22 protein-coding genes, 5 tRNA genes and 1 riboswitch are annotated in these 26,695 nt (G+C 38.7%); of the genes, 2 read left to right on the top strand and 25 right to left on the bottom strand.

Features of this window, described 5'->3' with window-relative positions:
- Nucleotides 1–36: 36 nt before the first annotated feature.
- Nucleotides 37–155: riboswitch (FMN riboswitch) on the bottom strand.
- 98 nt (nt 156–253) lie between these two features.
- Nucleotides 254–502 carry a spore coat protein gene (locus QKW49_RS17640; RefSeq protein ID WP_282868171.1) on the bottom strand — a complete coding sequence of 83 codons (249 nt, stop codon included), beginning with the start codon at nt 500–502 and terminating at the stop codon, nt 254–256.
- Nucleotides 503–515: 13 nt separating this feature from the next.
- Nucleotides 516–701 (bottom strand): hypothetical protein, encoded by a 186-nt coding sequence (locus QKW49_RS17635; RefSeq protein WP_282863972.1) that lies wholly within the window; start codon nt 699–701, stop codon nt 516–518.
- 223 nt (nt 702–924) lie between these two features.
- Here QKW49_RS17635 and QKW49_RS17630 point away from each other — a divergent pair, with 223 nt between their 5' ends.
- Nucleotides 925–1,092: a DUF3787 domain-containing protein gene (locus tag QKW49_RS17630; RefSeq protein ID WP_282863971.1), complete on the top strand. Its 168-nt coding sequence runs from the start codon at nt 925–927 to the stop codon at nt 1,090–1,092.
- A gap of 63 nt (nt 1,093–1,155) precedes the next feature.
- Here the strand turns inward: QKW49_RS17630 and nifJ are convergent, their stop codons facing one another.
- From nifJ to garR, 14 genes are all read right to left on the bottom strand, one after another.
- A complete protein-coding gene (gene nifJ / locus QKW49_RS17625) occupies nt 1,156–4,686 on the bottom strand; it encodes a pyruvate:ferredoxin (flavodoxin) oxidoreductase (protein WP_282863970.1) in 3,531 nt (1,176 codons plus the stop codon).
- Nucleotides 4,687–4,771: 85 nt separating this feature from the next.
- Complete coding sequence (locus tag QKW49_RS17620; RefSeq protein WP_282863969.1) at nt 4,772–6,196, bottom strand: spore germination protein; 1,425 nt, start codon at nt 6,194–6,196, stop codon at nt 4,772–4,774.
- A gap of 140 nt (nt 6,197–6,336) precedes the next feature.
- Nucleotides 6,337–7,263, bottom strand: coding sequence for a hypothetical protein (locus tag QKW49_RS17615; protein WP_282863968.1), 927 nt, complete (start codon nt 7,261–7,263; stop codon nt 6,337–6,339).
- A gap of 174 nt (nt 7,264–7,437) precedes the next feature.
- Nucleotides 7,438–8,364: an AEC family transporter gene (locus QKW49_RS17610; protein ID WP_282863967.1), complete on the bottom strand. Its 927-nt coding sequence runs from the start codon at nt 8,362–8,364 to the stop codon at nt 7,438–7,440.
- Between the two features lie 112 nt (nt 8,365–8,476).
- On the bottom strand, nt 8,477–9,979 hold the full coding sequence (locus QKW49_RS17605; RefSeq protein ID WP_282863966.1) for a tripartite tricarboxylate transporter permease: 1,503 nt from the start codon (nt 9,977–9,979) through the stop codon (nt 8,477–8,479).
- 12 nt (nt 9,980–9,991) lie between these two features.
- Nucleotides 9,992–10,468: a tripartite tricarboxylate transporter TctB family protein gene (locus tag QKW49_RS17600; RefSeq protein WP_282863965.1), complete on the bottom strand. Its 477-nt coding sequence runs from the start codon at nt 10,466–10,468 to the stop codon at nt 9,992–9,994.
- Between the two features lie 306 nt (nt 10,469–10,774).
- Entirely contained in the window at nt 10,775–11,818 is a 1,044-nt protein-coding gene (locus tag QKW49_RS17595; protein WP_282863964.1) for a tripartite tricarboxylate transporter substrate binding protein, read from the bottom strand.
- 149 nt (nt 11,819–11,967) lie between these two features.
- Complete coding sequence (dapA, locus tag QKW49_RS17590; RefSeq protein ID WP_282863963.1) at nt 11,968–12,858, bottom strand: 4-hydroxy-tetrahydrodipicolinate synthase; 891 nt, start codon at nt 12,856–12,858, stop codon at nt 11,968–11,970.
- A gap of 18 nt (nt 12,859–12,876) precedes the next feature.
- Nucleotides 12,877–13,944, bottom strand: a complete 1,068-nt coding sequence (locus tag QKW49_RS17585; protein ID WP_282863962.1) for an Ldh family oxidoreductase — start codon at nt 13,942–13,944, stop codon at nt 12,877–12,879.
- A 90-nt stretch (nt 13,945–14,034) separates the two neighbouring features.
- Nucleotides 14,035–14,994 carry a hydroxyacid dehydrogenase gene (locus tag QKW49_RS17580; protein WP_282863961.1) on the bottom strand — a complete coding sequence of 320 codons (960 nt, stop codon included), beginning with the start codon at nt 14,992–14,994 and terminating at the stop codon, nt 14,035–14,037.
- Between the two features lie 129 nt (nt 14,995–15,123).
- A complete protein-coding gene (locus QKW49_RS17575; RefSeq protein WP_282863960.1) occupies nt 15,124–15,888 on the bottom strand; it encodes an aldolase/citrate lyase family protein in 765 nt (254 codons plus the stop codon).
- 350 nt (nt 15,889–16,238) lie between these two features.
- A complete protein-coding gene (locus tag QKW49_RS17570; protein WP_282863959.1) occupies nt 16,239–18,200 on the bottom strand; it encodes a sigma 54-interacting transcriptional regulator in 1,962 nt (653 codons plus the stop codon).
- A 233-nt stretch (nt 18,201–18,433) separates the two neighbouring features.
- Complete coding sequence (locus QKW49_RS17565; RefSeq protein WP_282863958.1) at nt 18,434–19,495, bottom strand: tripartite tricarboxylate transporter substrate binding protein; 1,062 nt, start codon at nt 19,493–19,495, stop codon at nt 18,434–18,436.
- A 409-nt stretch (nt 19,496–19,904) separates the two neighbouring features.
- The gene (garR, locus tag QKW49_RS17560; protein ID WP_282863957.1) at nt 19,905–20,804 is read right to left on the bottom strand and encodes a 2-hydroxy-3-oxopropionate reductase; all 900 of its coding nucleotides are present in this window, start codon (nt 20,802–20,804) and stop codon (nt 19,905–19,907) included.
- Nucleotides 20,805–21,027: 223 nt separating this feature from the next.
- On the opposite strand from garR, the gene QKW49_RS17555 reads away from it, so the two are divergent.
- Nucleotides 21,028–21,465: a YaiI/YqxD family protein gene (locus QKW49_RS17555; RefSeq protein WP_282868170.1), complete on the top strand. Its 438-nt coding sequence runs from the start codon at nt 21,028–21,030 to the stop codon at nt 21,463–21,465.
- Between the two features lie 64 nt (nt 21,466–21,529).
- Here the strand turns inward: QKW49_RS17555 and QKW49_RS17550 are convergent, their stop codons facing one another.
- From QKW49_RS17550 to QKW49_RS17510, 9 genes are all read right to left on the bottom strand, one after another.
- Nucleotides 21,530–21,889, bottom strand: a complete 360-nt coding sequence (locus QKW49_RS17550) for a hypothetical protein (protein ID WP_282863956.1) — start codon at nt 21,887–21,889, stop codon at nt 21,530–21,532.
- A gap of 71 nt (nt 21,890–21,960) precedes the next feature.
- Nucleotides 21,961–24,366 carry a stage II sporulation protein E gene (spoIIE, locus tag QKW49_RS17545; protein ID WP_282863955.1) on the bottom strand — a complete coding sequence of 802 codons (2,406 nt, stop codon included), beginning with the start codon at nt 24,364–24,366 and terminating at the stop codon, nt 21,961–21,963.
- A gap of 354 nt (nt 24,367–24,720) precedes the next feature.
- Nucleotides 24,721–24,796: transfer RNA gene (locus QKW49_RS17540), tRNA-Val, on the bottom strand.
- Nucleotides 24,797–24,803: 7 nt separating this feature from the next.
- Nucleotides 24,804–24,878, bottom strand: a tRNA-Glu gene (locus tag QKW49_RS17535).
- A gap of 6 nt (nt 24,879–24,884) precedes the next feature.
- A tRNA-Met gene (locus QKW49_RS17530) sits at nt 24,885–24,961 on the bottom strand.
- 226 nt (nt 24,962–25,187) lie between these two features.
- Complete coding sequence (locus QKW49_RS17525; protein WP_282863954.1) at nt 25,188–25,718, bottom strand: DUF2179 domain-containing protein; 531 nt, start codon at nt 25,716–25,718, stop codon at nt 25,188–25,190.
- Between the two features lie 139 nt (nt 25,719–25,857).
- Nucleotides 25,858–25,934 (bottom strand) — tRNA-Met (locus tag QKW49_RS17520).
- Between the two features lie 22 nt (nt 25,935–25,956).
- A tRNA-Leu gene (locus tag QKW49_RS17515) sits at nt 25,957–26,045 on the bottom strand.
- Nucleotides 26,046–26,250: 205 nt separating this feature from the next.
- Nucleotides 26,251–26,694 carry a S1 RNA-binding domain-containing protein gene (locus QKW49_RS17510; protein ID WP_282863953.1) on the bottom strand — a complete coding sequence of 148 codons (444 nt, stop codon included), beginning with the start codon at nt 26,692–26,694 and terminating at the stop codon, nt 26,251–26,253.
- Nucleotide 26,695 lies beyond the last annotated feature (1 nt).

The raw sequence follows: 26,695 nt of genomic DNA, 5'->3' as shown, positions 1-26,695 counted from the left end.
AAAAATATTTATACACAATATAAAAAAACAATGCATGTATCACTTCTTCCATCCAGACTATACTGTCGGCTCCGGAATACAACCGGATCTGCCTGTTAAGGCTCGCGGGCTTTTATACCGCCGGTAAGGAATTTCACCTATCCCTGAAGTTATTTAATTACATTAATAATACAAAAAAACATGTTTTTTGTCAATATAAAAGTGAAGACTTACACAGTCTTCACTTTTATGGCAATTTGCCAATTAAATATTTTTATTGAGCATTAAAAATATTCTTTACCTGTTGAAGATCAGCCTGACCTGCAGGCGCTGCCGGTTTATAGTACCCTTTTTGTTCAGCAACTTTGTATAGATCGTACTGGAATGTCTCACAGTTATTTCTAATTTGCTGCAGTGTCTGTCTTACCTGCTGATTACCTGCCTGCGCTATCGCATTGGCATAACCGGTAATACTGCTGTTTATCATGGAAAGCACGTCATTTACCATATCTTTTTCCTGCATCATTTTTTCCCTCCTAGCTTAATAATGACATTAGTTTTTGTTTTGTGTTTTGCGCATCCTGTGCAGACTTCTGAAACATCTGCTTAATCTGAGGATCTGTAGCCTGCTGCGCATAAGTGCTTAATTTTTGATAAGCAGTCTCATGCGAACCGATAAGGTGTCTTAAATTTTGAAGTTCCAATTGGTTTAATTGTGACATAAATAACACTCCCTTCTTTAATATCACCTATAGTATTTTGTATTATCCACTTGATTATTCATTACTGGTCCAGCTATGGATAATCCAATTTTTGGTTATCCATTAGACGTGTACTATCTGTAATATATTGTATTTGCATTCACTTTTATCATCCACTTTAAATTTCATAAAATATGATGTTATTTTAATATATTGAGAATACTAATTATTGAGGAGGGATACTATGGCTAAAAATAAAACAAAAGAACATTTTATGCAAAAGCCCATTGAACCGCATGACACTGCCGCATGGGCAAATATCAATGAGATGAAACCCGTTTCTCAAGTAACGGTTCCCAGTGAACTTGAAGTCAGAAACGCTAAGGAATACGTAGACACAAATCAAAAATAGCAAGTTGTATAACAATATTATCCATAAAAAAATCCCCTGTTCTCAGGGGATTTTTTTATTTCTTTATGATTGATACTGCATATCTGCAAGCCGCCTGTAAGTCTGATATCTTTCTTTTGCATGTTGTTCTGCTGCATCAAACATTTCTGCTGCTATATCGGGGAATACATTCATTAACTGAGAATACCGGACTTCTCCATGAATAAAGTCTTTAAAGCTTCCGGTCGGTTCTTTCGAATCCAGTATAAACGGATTCTTGCCTTGCTCTTTAAGCATCGGATTATACCTGTACAAATGCCAGTATCCGCTTTCTACCGCTTTCTTTTCTTCCATGATACTTGTTCCCATACCGGTTTTGATACCGTGGCTGACACATGGAGCATAGGCTATAATCAACGATGGTCCCTTATAGCTTTCGGCTTCGGTAATCGCTTTAATGGTATGGTTCATATTTGCTCCCATCGCGATCTGGGCAACATATACATAGCCATAACTCATCGCCATCATCCCAAGGTCTTTTTTTCTGATTTTTTTACCGGCCGCAGCGAATTTAGCTACTGCAGCTGTCGGCGTGGACTTTGAGGACTGGCCTCCGGTATTTGAGTAAATCTCTGTATCCAAAACAAGAATGTTCACGTCGTCACCGGCTGCAATAACGTGGTCAAGCCCGCCATAGCCAATATCATAAGCCCATCCGTCTCCGCCGATAATCCATTGGGACTGTTTCACCAGGTAAGCTTTTTTGTCCATAATTTCCTGAATGATCTTATTATCGTTATGTTTGTGATGCTTTAGTGCATCCAATACTTTTGCAGCTGCTGCTTTGGATTTCTCACCATCATCCATGCCATCGAGCCATTCACTAAAGGATGCTTTGATGCTTTCGTCCATTGGCGAATTAATCCCTTGTCTCATTACCTCGGCAATTCTTTCCCTAATCTGCTTCGCACCAAGATAGATGCCATATCCGTATTCCGCATTATCTTCGAATAGGGAGTTCGCCCATGCAGGTCCCCTGCCTTCTGAATTGGTCGAATATGGTACCGAAGGCGCACTGGCGCCATAAATAGAGGAACACCCTGTCGCATTTGCAATAACCATCCTGTCACCATATAGCTGTGTGACCAGCTTAACATACGGTGTCTCACCACACCCCGGACATGCGCCGTTAAATTCAAATAATGGCCTTAAGAACTGGCTGCCTTTTAGTGTTTTTGAATCCATCGCATTTTCCTTTGTAGTGATTGTTAATCCGTATTCCCAGTTTTCAGATTCCATTTCGATCTCCTGTTCAGCCGGCTTCATAATAAGGGCTTTTCCGGGAGCAGGGCAAATATCGGCACAGTTACTGCATCCTGTACAGTCTAACGGACTGATCTGGATGCGGTATTGATAGTTCTCCATACCTCTTCCGATTGCTTTTTTCGCTTTAAAAGTATCCGGAGCACTTTTCACTTCTTCTTCATCCAATAGATACGGCCTTATGACAGCATGAGGGCAGACATAGGCACACTGGTTGCATTGTATGCATTTATCAATCTGCCATTCAGGTACCATTACCGCGATACCGCGCTTTTCATAAGATGTCGTGCCTGTTGGGAACATTCCGTCTTCCATTCCGTTAAAAGTACTAACAGGAAGTTCGTCTCCTTCATGTCTTGCCATAGGTCTTTGGATTTTCTTAACAAACTCCGGTTCTTCCTTCACAGGCAATTCTTCATCTACGGCATTTGCCCATGCGGCAGGAACATCTACTTTTACTAACGCTTCTAAAGAACGGTCTATGGCCGCAATGTTCATTTCAACAATTTTTTGGCCTTTTTTACCGTACACATCTTGAACAGACTCTTTCAAATATTTAATGGCATCTTCAACGGGTATAATCTTTGCAAGCTTGAAAAATACAGTTTGCATCACCATATTGATTCTATTTCCAAGGCCTACTTCTCCGGCAATACCGATTGCATTAATGATATAAAAATCAATATTATTTTTTGCAATATCTCTCTTAATAGACGCAGGAAGCTTTTCTTCCAATTCGTTGGCATCCCACAGGCAATTTAATACAAACGTACCGTTTTGCTTCAGTCCTTTAAGCAAATCAAAGTGATTCACATAAGCAGGATTATGGCATGCAATATAGTCAGCATCATAAACCAAATACGGAGATTTTATCGGCTTTTTCCCAAACCTAAGGTGAGAAATGGTAGACCCTCCGGATTTTTTACTATCGTAAGAGAAATACCCTTGGGCGTATAAGTCGGTTTTGTCCCCTATAATCTTAATTGCAGTCTTATTTGCTCCTACGGTACCATCAGAACCTAAACCCCAGAATTTACAGCTGATAGTTCCTTCAGGTAATGTTTGCACAATGTCTTCTTCCGGCAGCGATGTATTCGTAACGTCATCTACAATACCAATGGTGAATCGATCTTTTGGAGTCTCCTGTTTTAAGTTTTTAAATACAGCAACTATTTGTGAAGGCCTTACATCTTTAGATCCTAATCCATAACGGCCGCCAACAACAGCCGGTGCATCCGGCCTGCCGTAAAACAGCTTGGCAATATCCAGGTATAACGGCTCACCTATTGACCCAGGCTCCTTTGTCCTATCAAGAACCGCGATCTTCTTTACTGTCTTTGGAAGTACATTAAAGAAATATTTCGCTGAAAACGGTCTGTACAGGTGAACTTTAATAGCACCTACTTTTTCTCCTTTAGCTGCTAAATAGTCTATGACTTCTTCAATGGTATCGCATCCTGAGCCCATTGCTACAACAACATGCTCTGCATCTTTTGCGCCGTAGTAGATAAATGGATGATATTCACGTCCTGTGAGTTTGCTTATCTCCTGCATATAGCTCTCAACGATATCCGGAATTTGCTCATAGAACTTATTAGACATTTCTCTTCCCTGGAAGTAGATATCCGGGTTCTGCGCTGTCCCTCTTACGATAGGATGCTCAGGATTTAACGCTCTATTTCTGAACTCCGTAATGGCTTCATAATCTACAAGCTTGGCAAGATCGTCATAATCAAGCACCTCAATCTTCTGATATTCATGAGATGTTCTAAAACCATCAAAGAAATGTAAGAAAGGTATTCTCGATTTAATAGCACAAAGATGCGCAACACATCCCAAGTCCATTACTTCCTGGACATTAGATGAAGCTAGCATCGCAAACCCTGTCTGGCGCGCGGCCATCACATCCTGATGATCCCCAAATATAGACAATGCATGCGCGGCAATGGCCCTAGCACTTACATGAAATACTCCCGGGAGCAGTTCTCCGGCTATTTTATACATGTTAGGTATCATTAGCAGCAGCCCTTGAGACGCGGTATAAGTAGTTGTCAACGCTCCGGCTGCCAGCGATCCGTGCATTGCGCCGGCGGCTCCGGCTTCTGATTGCATTTCTACAACCTTGACCTCTTGGCCGAATATATTTTTCTTCCCATGGGCAGACCATTCATCAACACCTTCTGCCATAGGAGAAGATGGTGTAATAGGATATATTGCCGCAACTTCGGTAAATGCATAAGAAGCATATGCCGCAGCCGCGTTTCCATCCATTGTTTTCATCTTGTTAGGCATTTTATTTACCTCCTTTTAAAATCAAATCTTAAACTACTCTAGATTATTATTTGAACTTTACCGGTAATCATGCATAAAAATGCTTTTATTTCCTGCTTTCTCTTCTAATCTGAGGAATAGGCTTGCGGAATAATATATGTGACAATGCTTTTGCATCAAATGGAATAAGCGGCCATGTGTACTTTTTGCGGTCCAATGTCTTGGTAGTAAATACTATCACGGCAATGATCAGCATTCCTGCAATAAATCCGTAAATCTTGAATACACCTGTTAGTATGAGTAATAACAATCTGAACATTCTAATCGCCATTGCAAATTCCATACTTGGCGTAGCAAAAGTTCCTATACCTGCTACAGCCATATATAAAATGGTTTCAGGTATAAACCATCCTACCTTCATGGCTACTTCACTTAAAATCAGCGCGCCAATGATCCCCAGTGAAGTCGATAGCACATTAGGCGTATGAATGGAAGCAATCCGAAGTGTATCCAGTCCAAACTCCAATATGACAAACTGTATGAAAAGAGGAACCTTCCCTGTTTCCTTAGGACCCAGAAACTGCAAGAATTCGGGCAGATACTGCTTATTAAATACCAGCAGCAGCCATATGGGAATAAGTAAAAATGAAGCTGTCATTGCCATAAATCTTATCCATCTTATATAGGTTCCTACTGAAGGGTTTTGATAATAATCTTCCGCATGCTGTGTAAAATGAAATAGTGTAACGGGAAGCAGCATGACACTGGGTGATGTATCAACAATGATAGCGATATGCCCTTCAAGAAGATGGGCAGCCACCACATCAGGACGCTCAGTGAATTTCATCTGCGGCAATGGATTATACCATTTTTTCTTTACAATCAACTCTTCCAGTGTTTTTTCCGCCATTACCAGCGCGTCTACTTCAACTTCATCCAGTTTTTCCTTGATATCCTCCAGCAGCCTCTCGTCCACAAGATCCTCAATGTAACCAATCACAACATCACTTTTTGATCTTTTCCCTACATTTTTGATTTCGAAAACCAGCTTAGGGTCGCGTATTCGCCTTCGAATCAAAGCAGTATTAAAAATAATGGTCTCAACAAGTCCATCTCTTGATCCTCGGGTCACTCTTTCAAGGTCCGGTTCTTCCGGTCCTCTTACGGGATATTGCCGGGCATCAATAATGATACCTTCCTCCTGGCCGTCCAATAAAAGCGCAACAGCTCCTGAATACACCGAAAGTGCCAGTTGATCTACTTCTTCTACCGTCTCTACCTCGATATAGCCTATTTTATTATTTAGGAGCTTCTTTACCGAGTCTACCGCGATGTCTTCTCTTTTCATCGCCTGAAGGGTCTCAAGAATCCACAACATAATGTCGTCCTTCGCAAAACCATCCACAAAAACCAAAAAAGCTTTTCTCTCTCCAATGATAAGTTCCCTGCCGATGATATCAAAACTTTTCTCAATATTCAATTTTTCTTTTAATAGTTCCTTATTCTCTTCAAGCTTTCCGGACAATTTCATCTTTAGCGTCACCCAACTTATTTAATAATCATCCTTATTGTTTAATATATAAATTGGTTTTATACCCTATTGGTACAAAAAAAGAAGACCGATCATCCGGATCAGTCTTCTTTTTTTAAATATTTACATTTTATCGATTATTATTTCGCATTTGCCAATGCTTCCTGTGCCAGATCAAAGAACTCTTTCACATGGATGGAAGCACCGGAAATCGCATCGGTGTGTCCTTCTTCATCTTTGTACTCGATCTTTGTAGGGTCTTGTGTTTCTAATAAGTATGCTTCAGCCTTTTCAGCCTGCTCATGCCACTCGGCCTGTGCTTTTCCTTTTTCCTTCATACCGTATCTGCCGTCTTTGGATTGGGTATCTTTATCGTCCCCGCCGTCTTTATGAACACCATTCCAGTCTGCTGCAACGATGTATCCATTGATCACTGTAAGATCAGCAGTATATTTCCAACCTGTTTTAGCGTCAAAGTCTTTTTGCTCTGCATGATAAGCACCATCTTTATATGCGCCTTTGCCTACAGGACCTTTGTCTAATGCCGCTTTTGCCAAGTCAAAGAATTCTTTTACATGAATGGAAGCACCGGAAATCGCATCAGTGTGTCCTTCTTCATCTTTGTACTCGATCTTTGCAGGGTCTTGTGTTTCTATTAAGTATGCTTCAGCTTTTTCAGCCTGTTCATGCCACTCGGCCTGTGCTTTTCCTTTTTCTTTCATACCATATCTACCATCTTTGGATTGGGTATCTTTATCGTCTCCACCTTTCACATGAGCGCCATTCCAATCCGCTTTTACGATTTTACCGTCCTTTACTTCAAGCGTCGCTACGTATTTCCAACCGGTTTTTTCATCAAACTTATCTTCCTGCGCAAAGTAAATGCCGTCTTTATAATTTCCAGCCTCTGCTTTAGCCTCAGGTGCCTTTGTCTCGGTCTTATTTTCGGTTTGCGCCGGCTTCTCTTCCACCGGTTTTGACTCTTCCTTCTTCTGAGCACATCCTGCAAATAATCCCGCAGCAATTACAACAGATAATCCTACTGCCAATGCTTTTTTCTTTAACATTAAAATGCATCCCCCTTTTCCTTTGTTACATTTTTGTCAAACCTTTTCATTATAGGCCCTAATTTAATTATATATTATGCGTATTTTTTATCAACACTCTATAAGCATTTGTTCATTTTGATCATTTAATTTATTTTGATCATTCCGACAGTTTTAGTTATAAATAACCTATTATTATGTCACTATCAGTGCAATGAAAGGAATAGTAACTATAGAAAGCAGCGTTGAAATAAATACACTCTGAGCGCCTAAATATGAATCTCCGTCATACTTTTCTGCTAATATGGAAGCACTTGCGGCTATAGGCATTGCCGTGATGATTACAGGAACACCTATCATTAAAGAATCAAATTGGAAGGCTTTTAGAATTACAAATAAGCATATCGGCAACACAATAAGGCGGATCACACTTACTATATAAACTTTATAATTCGAAAACATTGCAGCAAATTTAGCATTCGCCAAGTTCAATCCTACAATCATCAGTCCCAACGGTGTCATTGTACCGGCAACCATTTTTATAGATGTATTGACCGCACTGGGAAGTTGTATTGAGAATAGAAAAATTATAAAACCTGCTGCCACAGCAACAATGGGTGGATTTATCAAGCTTTTTACGCTGATTTTCACATCTTCTCTTGTCCCCCTCTGCATGATTAATACACCTATCGTATTAAAGGCCAGCCGCAGAGGCACTATAAATATGGAAGTATAAAAAATTGCCTTTTCTCCAAAAACAGCGGATATTACCGGAAAACCCATAAAGCTGAAATTAGAAAACAATAGCCCAAAATGAAATATATTCTCAGATAACGTATCCGCTTTTAAAAGCTTTACAGAAATGATAGAGACAATACCCGAGAAAAGTAATATTCCAATACTTATAACAATCAACCATCCGCCGTCAATCAACGCTTTTTTTGAGAATGGAAAATCCATAGAATAAATAATCATGGCAGGAAATACGATATTGAACACAAAATTAGATAAATTTTTGCTGAATAAATCGTCAACTATATTTAAACGTCGGACCATAAATCCTGTCATCAGTAAGATAAAGAGTACTACAACTTGGCCAACTGTGGTATAGAATTCCATCATATCTCACAAACTTTCTTTTTTAATAGTAACCTGTTAAAAAAGCCAAGGTACATAATGTACCTTGACCATAATATAATAATGCTAGTGGATGACTAAAGTCAATATGGTGTTGCTATGCATTTTGCAACTTTTCCTTGCTATTTTTCATGTTTTTTCTAACCGACATCACAATAGAAAATACTGCAATAGCGAGGAATATAGCTGCAATCGGCTTGGTTACAAACGGTAAAAAACTGCCGTTTGACATCATCAACCCTCTGCGCAGATTTGTCTCCGCAATGGGTCCAAGGATAAATCCGAGAATAATAGGCGGCAAAGGATATTTGAACTTATCCAATACATAGCCTAGTAAACCAAAGAGAAACAATGACCATACATCAAATACTCTATTATTGAGTCCAAAGGAACCAACTACGCAAAGAGAAATAATGACCGGTAATAATATATGCTTTGGAATGCTAAGAAGTCTAACAAATAATCTCATTCCAAAGAACTCCATAATCAACATCATTACATTTGCAATGATAAGTGCGGCAAATATACCATATACAATTTCACCACTTGTTTGGAATAGTAATGGTCCCGGCGTTAGCCCATGAATCATCAATCCTCCAAGCAGCATTGCTGTAACGGTATCTCCCGGAATACCTAATGTTAACAAAGGAATCAACGCGCCACCTACAGATGCATTGTTGGAAGTCTCTGATGCAACAATTCCGTCTATAATCCCTGTTCCAAACTTCTCGGGATATTTTGATTGATTTTTTGCAGTAAGATAAGCGATGATATTGGAAGTACCTCCCCCAATCCCCGGCAAGATACCCACTCCGGTACCAATCAAACTGGATCTAACAAAATTCCACTGCTGCTCAATGAATTCCTTCATCGTAAATCCAAAACCTTTTATTGAATAATCTCTGATTTCATCTTTCTTTAATACCAAGCTGGTTTCTGCTGTTTTTAATATTTCCGATATCGCAAAAAGTCCGATCAAAACAGGAAGAAGATCAAAACCGGCGGATAGTTCATCTAGCCCAAAAGTAAATCTTGGATACGCATCAATAGGTGCCGTACCGATAGTCGCTAATGCCATCCCTATAAAGCCGGTAAGTAATCCTTTTGCCAAAGAGTTCCCGGATAAGCTGGAGATCATCGTAAGAGAGAAAATAGCAATAGCAAAATATTCAAAAGGTCCGAATTGCAGTGCAAACTCCGCTAAAGGCGGTGCAATAAATATTAATGCCAATATACTAAATAATCCGCCTAAGAAGGAGAAAACAATTCCTGTCCCCAATGCTTTTCCAGCTTGGCCCTTTGCGGCCATAGGATGTCCATCAAAAGTTGTGGCAATTGAAGAAGGTGTTCCAGGTATTTTTAACAATATTGCGGAAATCAATCCTCCTGAAACCCCACCGATATACAACCCGATTAACAATGACATGCCTTCTACCGGGCTCATACCGAATGTAATAGGCAAACATAGTGCAACGGCCATGGTCGCAGTCAATCCTGGAATCGCACCGAAAATAATTCCGACCGCAACACCAATGGTAATTAAAAGCATCGCTTTAAAGGTAAAAACTGCTGAAAAACCCGCTACGAACAATTCAAACATTGTAACCCCTCCTTAACCTAAGATTCCTGGTGGCAGCATTAGACTGAATACACTTACAAACAGGTAATATACTGCTACCGCTATGACAACAGCTATAATTGCGAACATAGGCAGCTTTCTTTGTGATTTATCGGCAAGTATAGTGAATTGTGCAAATAGATATGCTGCAGTCATAATAATAAATCCTATGCTTTCAAGTAATGCAATATAAAGAATTAATATTGCGATAGTTCCCAAAACTGAAAACCCTCTGATAGGTTCTTGTTCTTCATCTTCCTGCACATCGCCTGCCATTTTAAGCTTTTTAACGCTGTTAATGATAATGATTACACTCAACAGTGCGATCCCGCCTGAAATAAGTTGAGGTATAAACGCCGCTCCAATTCTGGAAACCGTTAACATCTTGATGCTAAATGAAGCACTAAAAATACCTACAGCTACCAACAACATAAATGCACCAGATATGATATCCCCATACCTCTTAATCATAATTCCTCTCCTCCCCCTAAATTAATTCGGCACTAGCAAACCACATTAAAACCCTTTATATATTCCCAGACCACTAAAACCTTTGGATAATTTTTTCCCTATATCACCAAGGTCAAATCATAAAATAAAAGATTTCGTATTCTTCTAACAATAATATTATCAAAAGTAATTAATAAACAATAAGTGTATTGCTAAACATAACCTTACGCATCTCCATTGGTACTGCTTATAGAGATGCGCTAAGGTCAAACCACTTGCGGTACGGCAAATTCGTATATTTATTACGCTATACCTGCCATACTACGGTTACTGTTTCTTTTCTGCCATAATGGTTTCTTTAAACGTATCATAGAAAGCTTCTTTGTCTTTTAAATAATTAATTGCTTCTTCCGGCGCCATATAAGTTGGTGATACTAAGAAGTTCTTTGCAGCTTGCTGATATTCAGTATCATTTTTAACAACATTTTCAACTGCTTTAGAGAACTTTTCTACGATTTCTTTAGGAGTTCCTTTCGGGAACGCATAGAAGAAATATTTTGTAAAGGCTACATCATATCCTTGTTCTTTAAATGTCGGCACTTCCGGCATCAACGGATTCTTTTCTTCGGACATAACACCTAGCACTTTGAACTTACCTGATGTAATGTGATCTTTAATCAAGCCGTACTGTGTTCCGATCACATCGATTTGTTTACCAAGTAATGCAGCTGTCTTTTGAGCAGCGCCGCCAACATCAACGATATTCAATTCAACACCGGCAGCTTTTTCAAATGCCAATGACTGCAAATGAGTGAAAGATCCTACCTCTGTAGCGAATTTATATTTCTTAGGCTCTTTTTTAGCAGCTTCTACGAATTCCTGCAAGTTGTTGTACGGAGCTTCAGCGTTTACAACGAATACGTTAGTATCGTCTAAAACCGCAATCGCAGCTACTTCAAGATCAGAGAACGTAAACTCTGTAAGGCCTAACATTTTATTCAACAACATTCCCGGATGGAAGAACAATACGTTATATCCGTCCGGATCGGAATCTTTTACCTTTTTTGAACCAAGAGATCCACCGGCACCGTTTACATTCACAATGACTACAGGTTGACCAATTTCTTTCTCAAGGGCTTTTCCAAGGATTCTGGCATTGAAATCAGTATCTCCACCGGCTCCGGCAGGAACTACAACCTGAATAGGTTTTGTTGGGTATTTTACATCGTCTTTGCCTGCCTGATCTTGATTTGGTGCCTCATCCTGCTTCGGCGGTTGCTCTGCAGGCTTAGTGGTACACGCAGTGAATACCACTGACATACTTAAAACTAAAACAAGCATCACTGATAGTATTTTCATTGATTTCTTCATATTGCGACTCCTCCCAATAACTTTTTCTCTTGTTTACATAATGTTTCATCCGTATTATAACAACCATGTTTTACTTAGTAAATACACCAAATATATCTCATAGTATTAACCAATCATTTGGTAATATACTACATGATTTATCCGGTTGATTACTTCAGAAGTTCCATCTGTATAAGCACTTTCTTTAACTGCTCTTTTTCTTCTGTACTCATAGGTCCAACCGGATCCATACATGGTCCCGCTTCAATACCTAACAGTTCCAAAGATTCTTTTATCACTGTCGGAAACGTACCTAGTGCAAATCCGATTCTCAATGGCGCGAGCATATATTGGGCTTCTAATGAGCCTTTTACATCACCTGCCACATATTTATCATATATATCTGCACATAATCTTGGCGCCACATTGGCGCATGCTGCGATTGAACCGGTTCCTCCGTAACAAAGCGCCGCATGAATCAATGTATCTCTTCCGGCTAAAACATAAAAGTTCTTATCTCTCGTTCTTCTTATATATTCTCCGGTTAATGTAAAATCTCCACTGCTGTCTTTAATACCTACAATGTTATCAATATCCGCTAATTTTTCTGCAGTTGCCGGCGTAATGGTCACACCTGTTTTCGGCAGATTATTGTATAGCAGAACAGGCAGCTTCGTATTATCTGCAATGGTCTTATAATGCGTACAAAGCTGATCCTGATTTGGAGTAATAAAGAATGGCGTAAGTACCGATATGGCATCTGCCCCACACTCTTCAGCGATATTGGCCAGTTCAACACATTCTTTGGTAGTAATGGCAGCCGCACCTGCGTAAACAGGTACTCTTCCTTTCGCTTCATCTATAGTAATCTGCAGCACTTCTTTATGCTCTTCTTTTGTCAAACCATAAAATTCACCTGTCGTACCTGCGGCAAAAATCCCATGAATACCGCCGTCGATTAAATAGTTCACCAATTTTCTCAGCGCTTTTTCATTTACTTTGCCTTCCTTGGTCAGCGGAGTAACCATCGCAGGCAATATACCCTTTGGTACAAAATTCATAACCTAACCCCCTATGTTCTATACCTTTTCCCATTTACGCGGATCATTTTTCAAATTAAACTTTTCTTTAATATTGATGAGGTCTCTTAATACACCCGGACCAATTTCAAAACCTATTTTGCTTAACTGTTCTTTTTTAAGATATTCCAATTCACCGGGCATATAGATCTCTTCAACATCTTTCTCTTTTCTTGAAGCTTTAAGATCGTTCACCAACTGATCAATTCTACTTTTAAAATTATCTACATCCTGAAAACTAGAAATATCCATGGCTCCAAAGAAAAAGCCTACATTTTGTCCTTTTTCAGGATCCGCACGCAATTCACCGGTATACATACCGAATTGTGCACCGCTTAGGACTGCACTAAAGACGTCCACCATAATCGCCAAACCGGACCCTTTATAACCTCCGAAAGGCAATATTGCGCCTTCAAGAGCCGCTTTTGCATCAGTAGTCGGATTTCCTGCCTTATCGATTGCCCATCCTTCCGGAATAGCTTTTCCTTCAATATCTGCTACCATCACTTTTCCTAATGCAACACCACTGGTGGCAGCATCAAAAACCAACGGATATTTTTTTCCGGCCGGTACGGCAATACTGATAGGATTGGTCCCAAGCACAGGGTCAATCCCCCCGTATACTGCCATTTTGGCAACACTGTTACATAACGCAAATCCTATCATATTATGCTCTAATGCCATCATAGAATAAAACGCTGCAATACCGAAATGATTTCCCTTATGAACAGCTGCACAAGCTACACCGGTATGCTTGGCTTTTTCTATGCACATAGACATCGCTTTGGTACCCGCCACTGCACCCAGGGAATTATCTGCATCCATGACCACCATAGAGGGTCTGTCTTGTACGATTTTTATATTAGGCTTAGGATTGAATCCTCCGGCCGCCAGTTTATTAATGTAGAATTTCATTCGTGAAAGACCATGGGAGCCTAGCCCTCTCAATTCTCCTTCAATAAGATTATCAGCTACAACTGCCGCGTCTTTATAAGGTACCTCTAATACTTCAAATGCTTCTATACAAAATTCTTTAGCTTTTTGAGGATCTACAATTATTTTGGCCATTTTATCTCACCATTCATCATTAATATTATATGTGATTAACATATATTATTTTGCCTATTTATTCATTGCTTAATGCACTCTCACAGAACATTAAAGTTTAGGATTATTTACAGGCCAGCTCGGCTTCTTACCTGAAAGAACTTCATCAATTCCTGTGGCTGCGTGCAATCCCATTCGATCCATAGATTCTTGCGTCAATGCAGCATTATGCGGTGTCACTATCACATTATCCAATGCGAACAGCGCATTATCTTTTTCAGGCGGTTCTTGTTCAAATACATCTAGCGCAGCACCGGCAATGGCTTTATCCTTTAATGCCTGAATCAACTCCAGCTCGTCTACTACCTCGCCTCTTGCACAATTTATCAGAAAAGCGGATGATTTCATCATTTCAAAATATTTCTTACCTATACTGCCTTTTGTCTCCTTTGTAGCAGGCATATGCAAGCTGACAAAATCAGCGTTTTTGAATATGGTTTCCATGTTATCAACAAATTCAATTTCCGGAGCTACTTTATCTTTTGTTATATACGGGTCATAGCCAATCACTTTCATTCCCAGCCCCAAAGCCGCTTTCTTTGCTACCATCGTACCAATTCTGCCTAGCCCCACCAGTCCTAAAGTTTTTCCATCCAGGTCCATACCTTTTAAGCGGTTTCTAATTTCAAAATCACCATTTCTAAACACCTTATCAATATAGGCTAGGTTTCTTGCCGAAGCGAGAATCAGGGTTATCGTATGTTCCGCAACTGAATTTGCATTAGATAGCGGTGCATTGGTGACCCAAATTCCTAATTCTTCTGCACGTGCAACATCAATATTGTCTACACCGATCCCATGTCTTCCAATTACTTTAAGGTTTTTTCCGGCTTCAAGAACTTCCGCCGGAAATGGAGCTGTTCTTGCGAGTATTGCATCACAATCTACAACATCCTGTTTTATCGCTTCAACCGTTATGCCCGAACCCATCTTAATCTCATACCCTTTTTCACGAAGGTACTCTTTTCCTGCTTCCGTAATGTCCTGCGGTATTAATACTTTATATGCCATTAAATACACCCTCCTAAATATTAAATTCACGGCTCATATCCGCCCATATTGATTTTCTGTGAACCGTGAATTATGAACTGTGAACTAATAAATCTTCTTGCCAAAACCAGTGTCAAAGCCAGTTGTTCATTACTTCTTAAGCTTGGCCAATCCATCTCTGGCGGAATTCATCAGCATTACAACATCATTTGCCCAGAGGTTCAAAGTCATACCTTTATCAATCCACTTTTGCAATGCGTCGGTTGCCATCATATGGATCCCTGAGAACTTATTTCTCTCCTTAGCCGCTGTAATGACACTCTCAATTGCTTTTATAAATTCAGGATTATCCATCTGCCCCATGATTCCCATACTTTGAGATAAATCGTTAGGTCCGATAAATGCCGCATCTATGCCTTCTACATCTAGAATATCACCAACATTTTGCACACCGATTGGAGATTCGATTTGTATCATCAAAATGGTCTCATCATTGGCCTTGTTCATATATTCCACAGCACTCGGCACTTTTTCATATCCTGTATGACCTCTTAATAAGGAAACACCCCTATTGCCCATCGGGTAATATTTTGAATAATCAACCAAAGCTTTTGCCTGATCAACGGTTTCTGTATTAGGTAATAATAATCCATCGGCCCCCATTTCCATGTATTTTAATACAACTTCTCTTTTTACTTCCGGGATTCTTACCAGACCGGCAATACCTGCTGATTTCGCTACAGCGAATAGTCCGGCTACCTTGCTGTAATCCATGTACCCGTGTTCGGAATCAACAATAAACAAATCAAATCCGCATACTTTTAACATTTTAACAATATCCGGATTATCAAATACTGTCACCATTGTTCCAACAACAGACTCCCCATTTTTCAATCTTTCTTTTAAATTACTCATATTAAGTCCTCCTTATTTTTTAAGGTATACCCATACCTTTTTATTTTACCCGCCAATAACTTTTTATTGCATCATGTTTTGGCAGCATACGTAAGTTTTTATTATTCACTAATTATTATTTGCAATATCTATGCCAAGTTTCATATTACATAAAAAAAGGTTTAATAAATTACCCTTTTCTATATTATTTCTATTAAAAGAAATAATTAGTGATGAACCTTGGTAATTTATTAAACCATTCCAATATTTCATTTGCGTCGTTTTCGTTTCAAAACGTTTCATTCCCGAAACCGTTTTGAAACACAATTCCACACATACCCACAAATACAGAATAAAACCCCACTATTTTCCTAGCGAATATTCAATTCTTTCATTTTTCTCCATAAAGTTGTTCTGCTAACACCTAAAAGCTCCGCAGCCTTATTCTTATTATATCTGACCTTGGCAAGCGCGTCTTTAATTCTATCTTTTTCAAATTCTTTCATTTCCTGAATATAATGATTATTCGAAAGAGTTGCGTCACTCACCACATTTTCCTCTTCTACCGTCAGCTTCACACTCATTCTGTTGGGTAGAACAGCTTTAACCTCATCTACATCTATAATATTACTTCGACTTAATACTACCAGTCTTTCACAGATATTGCTTAGCTCTCTGATATTTCCCGACCAGTTATACTCCCGCATCATCTTTTTTGCACTTTCCGACACTACCATATCCGTTTTTTTGAATTGATCTCCATATTTTTTCACCAAACTATCTGCTATAAGTGGTATATCCTCTTTCCTTTCCTTTAGTGCAGGCAAATTAATTTTCAGTATATCCAGCCTATAATATAAGTCTTCTCTAAATTCTCCTTTTTGCGAAAATGTATATAAATCTTTATTGGTTGCGGCAATAATTCGTACATCTACCGGAATAACCCTATCATGTCCAAGACGCATAATCTCTTTTTCTTGTAAAACCCTCAGCAAACGGCCTTGAAGCTTTAAAGATATTTCGGAAATCTCGTCCAAAAAGATAGTTCCCCGGTGCGCTAACTCGAACAGCCCGGGTTTTCCGCCTTTAGCGGCACCTGTAAAAGCACCTTCTACATACCCAAACAACTCACTTTCCAGCAAATTTTCCGGAAGCGCAGCACAGTTTACTGCCACAAACGGCCCCTGGGCTCTCGGACTATAGTTATGGATACTCTGAGCGAATAGTTCTTTTCCTGTGCCGGTCTCACCCACAATTAGAATATTAGAGTCCACTTGGCTGAATCTTTTGGCAGTTTGTATTGCTTCATTCAGTTTGCTGCTCCGGCCAATGATATCATCAAAAGTATGCTTCGCTACATGCCCCCGTGTATAGATCTTTTCTCTAATCTTTCCCTCTATTTCTTGGATTCTTGTTACATCTTGAAACGTAATTACGGCTCCTACTTTTTCTCCCTTAAGCATGATGGGAACCCTATTTACAGCCAATTGAACATTATTATGCCTGACGATCTCACCAATATATTCCTTATAGGTATTGATCAAATCTCTGAATTTGGATTTTGGCAGTATATCATTTACGCACCTACCGATGGCTGCTTGCGCTTGAACGCTAAATATCTTTTCCGCAGAAGCGTTAAACACAGATATTATATTACTATCATCAATAGCAATAACACCCTCATAGGCGTAGTCCAATATCGTCTTAAAACGCAGGGCTTTTTCTTGCTCTCTCCTGCTGATATTCGCTACTCTTTTAGCTTCCGAGATGGCATACAATATGGCTTCCGGGCCCGATTTAAGCAGTATAGCCTTAGGTCCCAATTTCTCTGCAAATATACATGTATTAATCCCTCCCATGATGATTTCCACGCCTTCTTTTACTGCTAAATTTATCGTGTCAATAATACCATCATGATCGGTAAAAATATAGGACTTAATATCCAACCCTAATATATCGGAAAAATCTTCAACACCCATAACCATATTCACAGTGCCTATAGCACCGATTTTTTTATTACCATACTTCACTTTACACTCATACAGGGCACGAACAATATCATGTCCGGGTATTGGGATTTCAACTATAGGTATCTGGCAGTTTTTATTCCTCAATATCGTTGCTGTTGCACCTCTTGCTACAATCACATCGGAATCTACGCTTACTTTATTAATAGCATTATCCGCAGTTGCAACGATTACTTCCAGCTCATATTCGCTTTCTTCATTAGCTTCATAGTCGGTTTTATGCATATACTGTTCATGTTTTTCAAACATATCCCTAAATAGATCTCCAAACTCCTGATACGGTGCTATCGCCGTGATCTTTATCATCTGCTATCCCTCACAAGTTCTATTTGACTAATTTTATATACATTATACCATTAATGTTACATCATTGAAACATTTTTTCATATTTTAAACAAAATCTATCAAGTTAACTTATAGGGTTAATAGAATAAATAGAAGTTTGTTGAAAGCGCACATGAATAATGAGAAATACGGCAGGAAAAATGCAAAAAAATAAAAGCAGGAACCAAAATTCCTGCTTTTATTTTTAAATATGATTATTTCTTTTGAGACATAATCGTTTCTTTAAATGTATCATAGAAAGCTTCTTTATCTTTCAAATACTTAATAGCTTCTTCCGGCGCCATATAAGTTGGTGATACTAAGAAGTTTTTTGCAGCTTGCTGATATTCAGTATCATTCTTAACAACATTTTCAACTGCTTTAGAGAACTTTTCTACGATTTCTTTAGGAGTTCCTTTCGGGAACGCATAGAAGAAGTATTTCGTAAAGGCTACATCATATCCTTGTTCTTTAAATGTCGGAACTTCCGGCATCAACGGGTTTTTCTCTTCGGACATAACACCTAACACTTTGAATTTACCGGATGTAATATGGTCTTTGATTAAACCATACTGTGTTCCGATGACATCGATTTGTTTTCCAAGCAATGCAGCTGTCTTTTGAGCAGCGCCGCCAACATCAACAATATTCAGCTCAACATCTGCCGCTTTTTGGAATGCCAATGACTGCAAGTGAGTGAAAGAACCTACTTCTGTAGCGAATTTATATTTTTTAGGCTCTTTTTTAGCCGCTTCTACGAATTCTTGTAAGTTATTATATGGCGCTTCCGCATTTACAGCAAATACGTTAGTATCATCTAAAACCGCGATGGCAGCTACTTCAAGGTCAGAGAACGTAAACTCTGTAAGGCCTAACATTTTATTCAACAACATCCCCGGATGGAAGAACAATACATTATATCCGTCCGGATCGGAATCTTTTACTTTCTTTGAACCTAGAGATCCGCCGGCACCATTTACATTAACAATTACAATAGGCTGACCAATTTCTTTCTCAAGGGCTTTCCCTAGTATTCTGGCATTAAAATCAGTATCTCCGCCAGCTCCGGCAGGCACTATAACCTGGATAGGTTTAGTCGGATATTTCACTTCTTCTTTCTTCGGTTCAGCAGCTTTCGGTTCTTCTTTTTTAACATCTTCCTGTTTTGTTTCTGCTGCAGGTTTCGGCTCTTCTTTCTTTGCGCATCCTACCGCAAATACAGAGATAAGCATCAGCATAGCTAACGCAAGTGCAAAAACTTTTTGATACTTTTTCATTGAACATCCTCCTCATAATCTTTTTATTAATGAGTTACGCAATTTAATATTTGCAAGAATTATGCCATTTTTTATTATAATACTCAATAATTAGAAAAAAACAATGAACCACAAACAAATAAGTGTTTATGAGCTACTGCCTTTAAATGATATATAATAAAATAAAATCAAGATGCAAACTATTCGCACAGCATGATATCATGAATTGTTTCATAATCGATACATGTTTGTTTCATATGTAAAACATGAAATGAATTGATATTTTTTTCACTAGATTAAATACACAGAGATTTTAAATGGGATATATTGCTTTAGTGGGGAGTGGATAGTGGGGAGATTATGAAAAAGTTCACGGCCTACAGTTCTTAATACAAACTGTAAGCCGTGAACAAAATTATATTACTTACTACTATTTACTACTTCTTTTAACTTCTATTTGAGCTAATTTTTCATAGAACTGAACAACACCGCCATGATCATCTTTAGCTTTACCATCCACTTTAAGTGCTTGCATGATCTCCATGATCTGAGTAGTTAATGGCAGCGGCACTCCTACTTCATGTCCTGTATCTATAGCATTCATAAGATCTTTAATATGTAATTCGATTCTAAATCCAGGTTTGAAATTTCTATCCAACACCAACGGAACCTTAGCATCCAGAACCGTACTTCCTGCTAATCCGCCACGAATCGCCTGGTATACGCTTTCAGGATCCACACCGGCCTTGGTAGCTAGTACCATCGCCTCAGACATCGCTGCAATGTTCAACGCCACGATAATCTGATTTGCAAGCTTAGTAGTATTACCGCTTCCGATTTCTCCAACTCTGACTACCGAGCCGCCCATTACTTCCAGTATGTCTTTTACTTGCTCAAAAGCATCTGCCGGTCCGCCTACCATAATAGATAATGTGCCATCAATTGCTTTAGGTTCTCCCCCACTTACCGGCGCATCTATCATCACGATATCCTTTTTCTTAACCGCATCAGATACTTCTTTTGAAACCAAAGGCGCGATAGAACTCATATCAACTAAAATCGCCCCTGGGTTAGCTCCTTCCAAAACTCCATTCTCTCCTAATACCACTTGCTTTACATGTGGTGAATTAGGCAGCATGGTTATAATTATTTCACTCTTTTGAGCCACATCTTTAATAGAATCGCCTTTTTCAGCGCCAGCGGCTACAACTTCATTCACCGCATCAGCATTGATATCAAATACCACCAACGAGTAACCTGCCTTCAACAGGTTTTTAGCCATGGGTTTTCCCATGATTCCCAATCCTATAAATCCAATTTTCTTACCCATATGTGTACCTCCTATTTAAATTGTATAATATAGAACTACATAAATCCGCCTCATATAGGCCTACTTCAAGTATAGTATATTGCATTAGTATACATTTTGCAATATTTACCTAAGATATTATGTTCTTACTTCTGTTATCTTGTGAAAATCCTTGAATACTATACCTAATAAAAGTATAATTTATATAAAAACGCTTTTTAAGTTATTTTGGAGGAAATAAATGATGAAGATTCTAGTAGATGCCGATGCATGTCCTGTTAAAGATATTATTGTACGTGTTGCAAAACAGTTGAATTTACGTGTACTCATGTTCATAGACACCAGCCATTCCTTAAATGACGGCTATTCTGAAGTGACCACCGTTGACAAAGGACGAGATTCGGTAGATATCGCACTGATCAACCAGACACAAAAAAATGACATTATTATCACTCAAGATTATGGTGTTGCCGCCATGGCTCTTGCAAAACAAGCCCACTGTATAAACCAAAACGGCCTCATCTATACAAACGAAAATATAGATAGCCTTCTTTTCGAGAGACATCTTTCTCAAAAAGTACGCCGTGCAGGCGGTAAAACCGGTAATCCCCGCAAAAGAACACAAGAAGATAACGAACGCTTTGAAAAGACGTTTCGACAGCTATGCAACACATTAATATAGTGGCTTCTTTATAATAAAAAAAGAAGACAACCGGAGGTCCGGCTATCTTTAAAAAAGATTTATATCAAAATGCCCTCGATAGCAAATATAGAAGCAATGCAATAGAAACAACCAATGAAACATTAAGAAGGGTACCTATAGGAACCTTCCTCTTCTTTGCTTGAGACTTCTTCACATTAGATGTCTTTGAAGCAGAGGTAATGTATTCATATCCTGCAGAATACTGTTTTATGTAATTATCAATGATATTTTGTGCTTCTTTTATGATATTATCACTATTTCGCGGATCATTTCCGACTCCCGGCAACCTTTTTTTGTGCCGGGTCACATCTGCGTTGCTCTTGAGCACTAAAATGGCTTCTTCAATAATATTGGAATTTATATCTTTGATAACGACAACTTGTCTAGCATTCTCATGTAACATAATCTACCTCCGCATTTCATTATATAAATACATAATGGTATTTTGTACATGTTTATGCTATTCTATACATATTATACCTTATTTTTTTTCCATACCTTAGCGACTAATACCGTCATATCGTCATCGATCTTGTTCCCCCTATTTTCAACAGCTATATTCATGATTCCATCCGCGATTTCCTGCGGGTTTGTTGATTCAATATTCAGTAGTGCGTCTTTTACCCACGTTTCTTTACTCACATCTTCTTCTTTTGAATCCAGCACACCATCGGACATCATCACAATATAGTCTCCTTCCGATACCGTTTTGCTGGATAATTCCATATCAATATGGTTAAGTATCCCGACAGGCAAGGACGTAGATCTTATCACTTCTATTCTATTCGGTTTCTTAATAAACGTTGACGCAGCACCAATTTTAACAAATTCGACATGCCCTGTGTACAGGTCTACCACCGATAAATCTATGGTCGCAAAAGATTCATCCGGCGACTTTAAAACCAGTACCGAATTAATCAGCTTCACCGCCGTATCCTTATCAAAACCCGAATCCAAGAACTGTTCAAGTAATGCAATGGTGGCGCTACTCTCCCTGGATGCCTTTCTTCCGCTTCCCATTCCGTCACTAAGCGCCAATACATGTTTGCCATCACTTAATTCCATAAAAGAATAATTATCACCGCACTCAGCTTGACCGGCTTTTTTTAATCTGGAGATCCCCGTTGATATACGATACAATTCCTCTTCAATATATTTGATTGCACAAAGAGTATCCCCTCTTTTCATGCTGCATATCTGATCCTTTTTAATCATTTTCCGCCCTAATACTTTCGTTAAAACAGGCGGGACATTATTATGGCATCTTCGGGTTCCTCCGCATGCCTTTAGGGATACTTCGACTTCATATTTACCGCTTACATTCTGCATCACTGTCACTTCTTTTACAGGAACACCCACTTTATCCAGCTCAATCATCACCTCATTTTCCATCTCTTCATCAAACTGCAAGTCAATGGTAATTTCATTTGCCAACCCCGAGATGATTCTGGATACCCCTTGAAGCTGTTGGGAAACCAAACCTCTGCTTTCCCCCACTTTATTGGCCCAAATAAGGTTCACCTTATAGATTTCAAACATAGTATTAATGGAATGAACAAACTCATCTAACCTTATACAACGCCCGGAAAAATAGTCAGGTACATCCCTCTGAGTGATATTTCCCTTCTCCTCCAGCTTTTCTAGTATTTTAAACATTACTTGATACGTATTATGAAATTCTCTTTCCCAACAATTCAGACACAACCCACAGTCTTTACATACCCGGTCAGCCACTTGGTCGAAAAGAACCGAAACATCCCTATTATTTAACGGTCTTTTTTGCTCAGCAATGCTGCTGAATGTATTAGCAAGCTGCTCAAAGGATTTGGATATACTATTCAGCTTGTCCACAGTAATTTCCTTAACCCGGTGACTATATGCTTTTCTTTCAACTAATCTATTGGTACTCTTATCTAAAAATCCTCCTACATAGTCTAATATCCTCTGCGGCATAATACTCATTACTGCAATGGCGACAAAAATATCATAAATATTGATTAACACCTCTGTAGATCCATTAATATAAATAGTCATAATCGCGTTAGCAAGAATGAATCCCAGGCTTACACCTACTTTTCCAAAAGTTTTGAATATCCCGGCAATCAAACCGCAAAACGCATAGCTTCCTATGACATAAGCCATACTGGGTGAAGACATGCTGTTAATCAATCCTATCGTCACTCCTGTAGAAGCAGCAACGCCTGCCCCATGTTTTAAACTAAAGATTAAAAGCACAAAGATACAGAGTGTATCTCTCAAAGATATCCCGCCCCAAAAATGCACATCAGTAAACCCAAGGATTATTAACCCCATCAAAATAGAAAGGCTTATAATTTCTTCATTAGCTAAAATCCTTCTATCTACCCGTTGTTTCAATATAGGAATCCCCACTCTAAATATATATACCATTACAAAACAGATAAATGATTCGAATACCAGCATAAGCGTATCATATAATAAGAAACCATTAGTCATAACAGAGGGTATCCCTGCAATCATGAGACTTGTAGAAGCGAGCATCGCAGTAAAAAAGGTGCGTTTGAACACAGTGCTTTTATTCAACAAACTAAATACAGTGAATACAGCCATCGCAACCATATATTTTATAGACATCCAGCCTATCCCTACGGTCATGAGACCGATTGAAATGCTCGATCCAATAACAAGAGTGCTTATGTCTCCCGTAAAGGTTACCGCATAAAAAGGAAGGCCAAATGGCGCTAGCCCGGATAATATGGTTGCACGCCCTAACATAAAAGCTGCAATGTCAATAATAATATCTCGTAAAGAAAAGATGTTCTTAAACAATCCCTTGTTTTTACCATTCATCTCTTTTTTATTATTTAACCTTTGATAAGGATATAACTCTGTTCTTTCCATTACTACCAACCCCCGTTTATTTTTCTATTGGATTTATCTTTGGTATATAAAGATAACCGCTATATGAATGCAAGCATTATTATACAGCATGTCCCATAAAATAATTGTCACTTCAGGCTGGTAAAACAAAAAAGACGTTGACACTATTTACTAATATTTGGTAGTTGTTTCCATTTATTGACATGGTTCTTTATAGGAAAGCATTGAAGCAATATTGATAATCTTTCCTCCACAGTTTTGTTTAACAAACTGTTTGTCTTCCCTTGTGATACAAATCGCTAAACACGAAAAAACACCACCTGCTCTATAGAATTCAATCTACAAACAAGTGATGCTTTTTACTTGTTAAATACTTGGTGGGCACAATAGGGCTCGAACCTATGACCCTCTGCTTGTAAGGCAGATGCTCTCCCAGCTGAGCTATGCGCCCAAGTAAATGGTGACCCATAGGGGACTCGAACCCCTGTTACCGCCGTGAAAGGGCGGTGTCTTAACCGCTTGACCAATGGGCCGGTTGATGGTAGCGGCAGACGGATTTGAACCATCGACACTACGGGTATGAACCGTATGCTCTAGCCAACTGAGCTATGCCGCCAAATTGTTTACTGAAGTCACAACATCATTTATTCTACCATAATCAACTCAAAAAATAAAGTATCAAATTATGGTATATAACTTTATGTCTCTTTTCAGCAGTCCGCTCTCACAAGCGACATATTGAATTTTAATATAAATAAGTGAAAAAGTCAAGAAGAAATTTAATTTTTTTTTATTTTTTTATTTTCTAATTATTTTTTTGTTAAATTCATCCATTTGTTCTGTTATTTTCTATTTTTCATTCTCTTCTTCATGTCCTTAATCAAAAATCCACCTCTGAATTTTCTTGGCTCATAAGAAATGATAAAAGCTTTAGGCTCATAGCCTTCAATATGGTTCAACAGCTCTTCTTCCCTGCTGCGCTTTGTTAGGATCTCCAATCGATACCGTTTACTGTCTCTTCCTTGACCTTCATAGACAGTAACTCCAAACCCTTCGTTCCTCAAAAAAGCAATAAGTTCTTGATTATTATTCATTAAATTAACAATAAACGTGGTATAACCAATAGCTAATTTCCTTTCTATCAGACCTCCGATAAATATCCCTATACCAAATCCCACAGCATATACCACTAATGCTATGTCACTCTTATCTCCGCCAAAAACGAGTGACAATCCAAAAACATATACCAGTGCCTCCATAAAGCCTAAAAAAGAGGCTGTAACACTCATACCCTTTACCAGAAAGATAGTCCTGAGTGTAAAAATCGGTACATAAATCAATTGTAATAATAGAATCAACGCAATTTCCTTCATTATTCAACACCTTAATATTTTGTCTTTACATTTAGCATATCATATAAAAATAAAATTATCAAACTATTCAATCCTGCCCGATTCTTTGCAATGGATAAAAAAGCAAAAGCGCTACAGCTAGCTGTAGCGCTTTTTTACTTGGTTGCGGGAGGCGGATTTGAACCACCGACCTTCGGGTTATGAGCCCGACGAGCTACCGGACTGCTCCATCCCGCGATATTGAAATATAAAGTTTTAATGGTGCCGGAGACCGGAATCGAACCGGTACGATCTTTTAGGACCGCAGGATTTTAAGTCCTGTGCGTCTGCCAGTTCCGCCACTCCGGCACGTTAAAGTGCTCTATATTACTGTATTTACTAACTCTGTCGTCCAGCGACAAATATCATTTTACATCGTTTCGACCCATTTGTCAACACTTTTTTTAAAGAAATTTTTAACAGTTTCTTTTCATATTAAAACAAGCTCACTAAGAGCATAATAAAACCGAGGTTATTCACCCCGGTACTTATTTATCTATTTAATCTATAGTCATTAAAATATGTTGGCAGACCGCTTATAACCTCCGCCTCTTTTTGATTCAATGCTTCTCTTAAGATCTTGCATTCTTTCATCACTATCCTGTTTAAACTTAGATAGCTTATCTTCAAATGATGCACTATCAAACTGGCTTTTACGCGACCAATCAATATCTACTGGTGCACTTGAAGATGTACTCGGCCTATTAGATTTATGGGATTCATTTTCAACGGCTTTTTTAATGGACAGACTTATTTTACCATCTTTATCTACTGACAGCACCCTAACCTTAACCATTTGATTCTCTCTTAAATGCTTTTTAATATCCTTTACATACTCTACAGCAACTTCAGAAATGTGAACTAAGCCTGTCTTTCCATCAGGTAGTTGAACAAAAGCTCCAAAACCCGTAATACCGGTGACTTTCCCCTCAACTACTTTTCCAACCTCAACCAGCATA

Source organism: Petroclostridium sp. X23, from assembly GCF_030013905.1.
Classification (GTDB): domain Bacteria; phylum Bacillota; class Clostridia; order SK-Y3; family SK-Y3; genus X23.
This window is presented reverse-complemented; position numbering and strand designations above follow the sequence as displayed.

What these genes read in the sequence shown, in the direction of transcription:
- QKW49_RS17635 (WP_282863972.1), bottom strand. Translation starts at nt 701, where the DNA reads ATGTCACAATTAAACCAATTGGAACTTCAAAATTTAAGACACCTTATC.
- QKW49_RS17615 (WP_282863968.1), bottom strand. Translation starts at nt 7,263, where the DNA reads ATGTTAAAGAAAAAAGCATTGGCAGTAGGATTATCTGTTGTAATTGCT.
- nifJ (WP_282863970.1), bottom strand. Translation starts at nt 4,686, where the DNA reads ATGCCTAACAAGATGAAAACAATGGATGGAAACGCGGCTGCGGCATAT.
- QKW49_RS17630 (WP_282863971.1), top strand. Translation starts at nt 925, where the DNA reads ATGGCTAAAAATAAAACAAAAGAACATTTTATGCAAAAGCCCATTGAA.
- QKW49_RS17610 (WP_282863967.1), bottom strand. Translation starts at nt 8,364, where the DNA reads ATGATGGAATTCTATACCACAGTTGGCCAAGTTGTAGTACTCTTTATC.
- QKW49_RS17580 (WP_282863961.1), bottom strand. Translation starts at nt 14,994, where the DNA reads ATGGCATATAAAGTATTAATACCGCAGGACATTACGGAAGCAGGAAAA.
- QKW49_RS17640 (WP_282868171.1), bottom strand. Translation starts at nt 502, where the DNA reads ATGCAGGAAAAAGATATGGTAAATGACGTGCTTTCCATGATAAACAGC.
- QKW49_RS17620 (WP_282863969.1), bottom strand. Translation starts at nt 6,196, where the DNA reads ATGAAATTGTCCGGAAAGCTTGAAGAGAATAAGGAACTATTAAAAGAA.
- QKW49_RS17600 (WP_282863965.1), bottom strand. Translation starts at nt 10,468, where the DNA reads ATGATTAAGAGGTATGGGGATATCATATCTGGTGCATTTATGTTGTTG.
- QKW49_RS17555 (WP_282868170.1), top strand. Translation starts at nt 21,028, where the DNA reads ATGAAGATTCTAGTAGATGCCGATGCATGTCCTGTTAAAGATATTATT.
- QKW49_RS17550 (WP_282863956.1), bottom strand. Translation starts at nt 21,889, where the DNA reads ATGTTACATGAGAATGCTAGACAAGTTGTCGTTATCAAAGATATAAAT.
- QKW49_RS17575 (WP_282863960.1), bottom strand. Translation starts at nt 15,888, where the DNA reads ATGAGTAATTTAAAAGAAAGATTGAAAAATGGGGAGTCTGTTGTTGGA.
- QKW49_RS17525 (WP_282863954.1), bottom strand. Translation starts at nt 25,718, where the DNA reads ATGAAGGAAATTGCGTTGATTCTATTATTACAATTGATTTATGTACCG.
- garR (WP_282863957.1), bottom strand. Translation starts at nt 20,804, where the DNA reads ATGGGTAAGAAAATTGGATTTATAGGATTGGGAATCATGGGAAAACCC.
- QKW49_RS17565 (WP_282863958.1), bottom strand. Translation starts at nt 19,495, where the DNA reads ATGAAAAAGTATCAAAAAGTTTTTGCACTTGCGTTAGCTATGCTGATG.
- QKW49_RS17570 (WP_282863959.1), bottom strand. Translation starts at nt 18,200, where the DNA reads ATGATAAAGATCACGGCGATAGCACCGTATCAGGAGTTTGGAGATCTA.
- QKW49_RS17585 (WP_282863962.1), bottom strand. Translation starts at nt 13,944, where the DNA reads ATGGCCAAAATAATTGTAGATCCTCAAAAAGCTAAAGAATTTTGTATA.
- QKW49_RS17510 (WP_282863953.1), bottom strand. Translation starts at nt 26,694, where the DNA reads ATGCTGGTTGAGGTTGGAAAAGTAGTTGAGGGGAAAGTCACCGGTATT.
- QKW49_RS17595 (WP_282863964.1), bottom strand. Translation starts at nt 11,818, where the DNA reads ATGAAGAAATCAATGAAAATACTATCAGTGATGCTTGTTTTAGTTTTA.
- dapA (WP_282863963.1), bottom strand. Translation starts at nt 12,858, where the DNA reads ATGAATTTTGTACCAAAGGGTATATTGCCTGCGATGGTTACTCCGCTG.
- spoIIE (WP_282863955.1), bottom strand. Translation starts at nt 24,366, where the DNA reads ATGGAAAGAACAGAGTTATATCCTTATCAAAGGTTAAATAATAAAAAA.
- QKW49_RS17605 (WP_282863966.1), bottom strand. Translation starts at nt 9,979, where the DNA reads ATGTTTGAATTGTTCGTAGCGGGTTTTTCAGCAGTTTTTACCTTTAAA.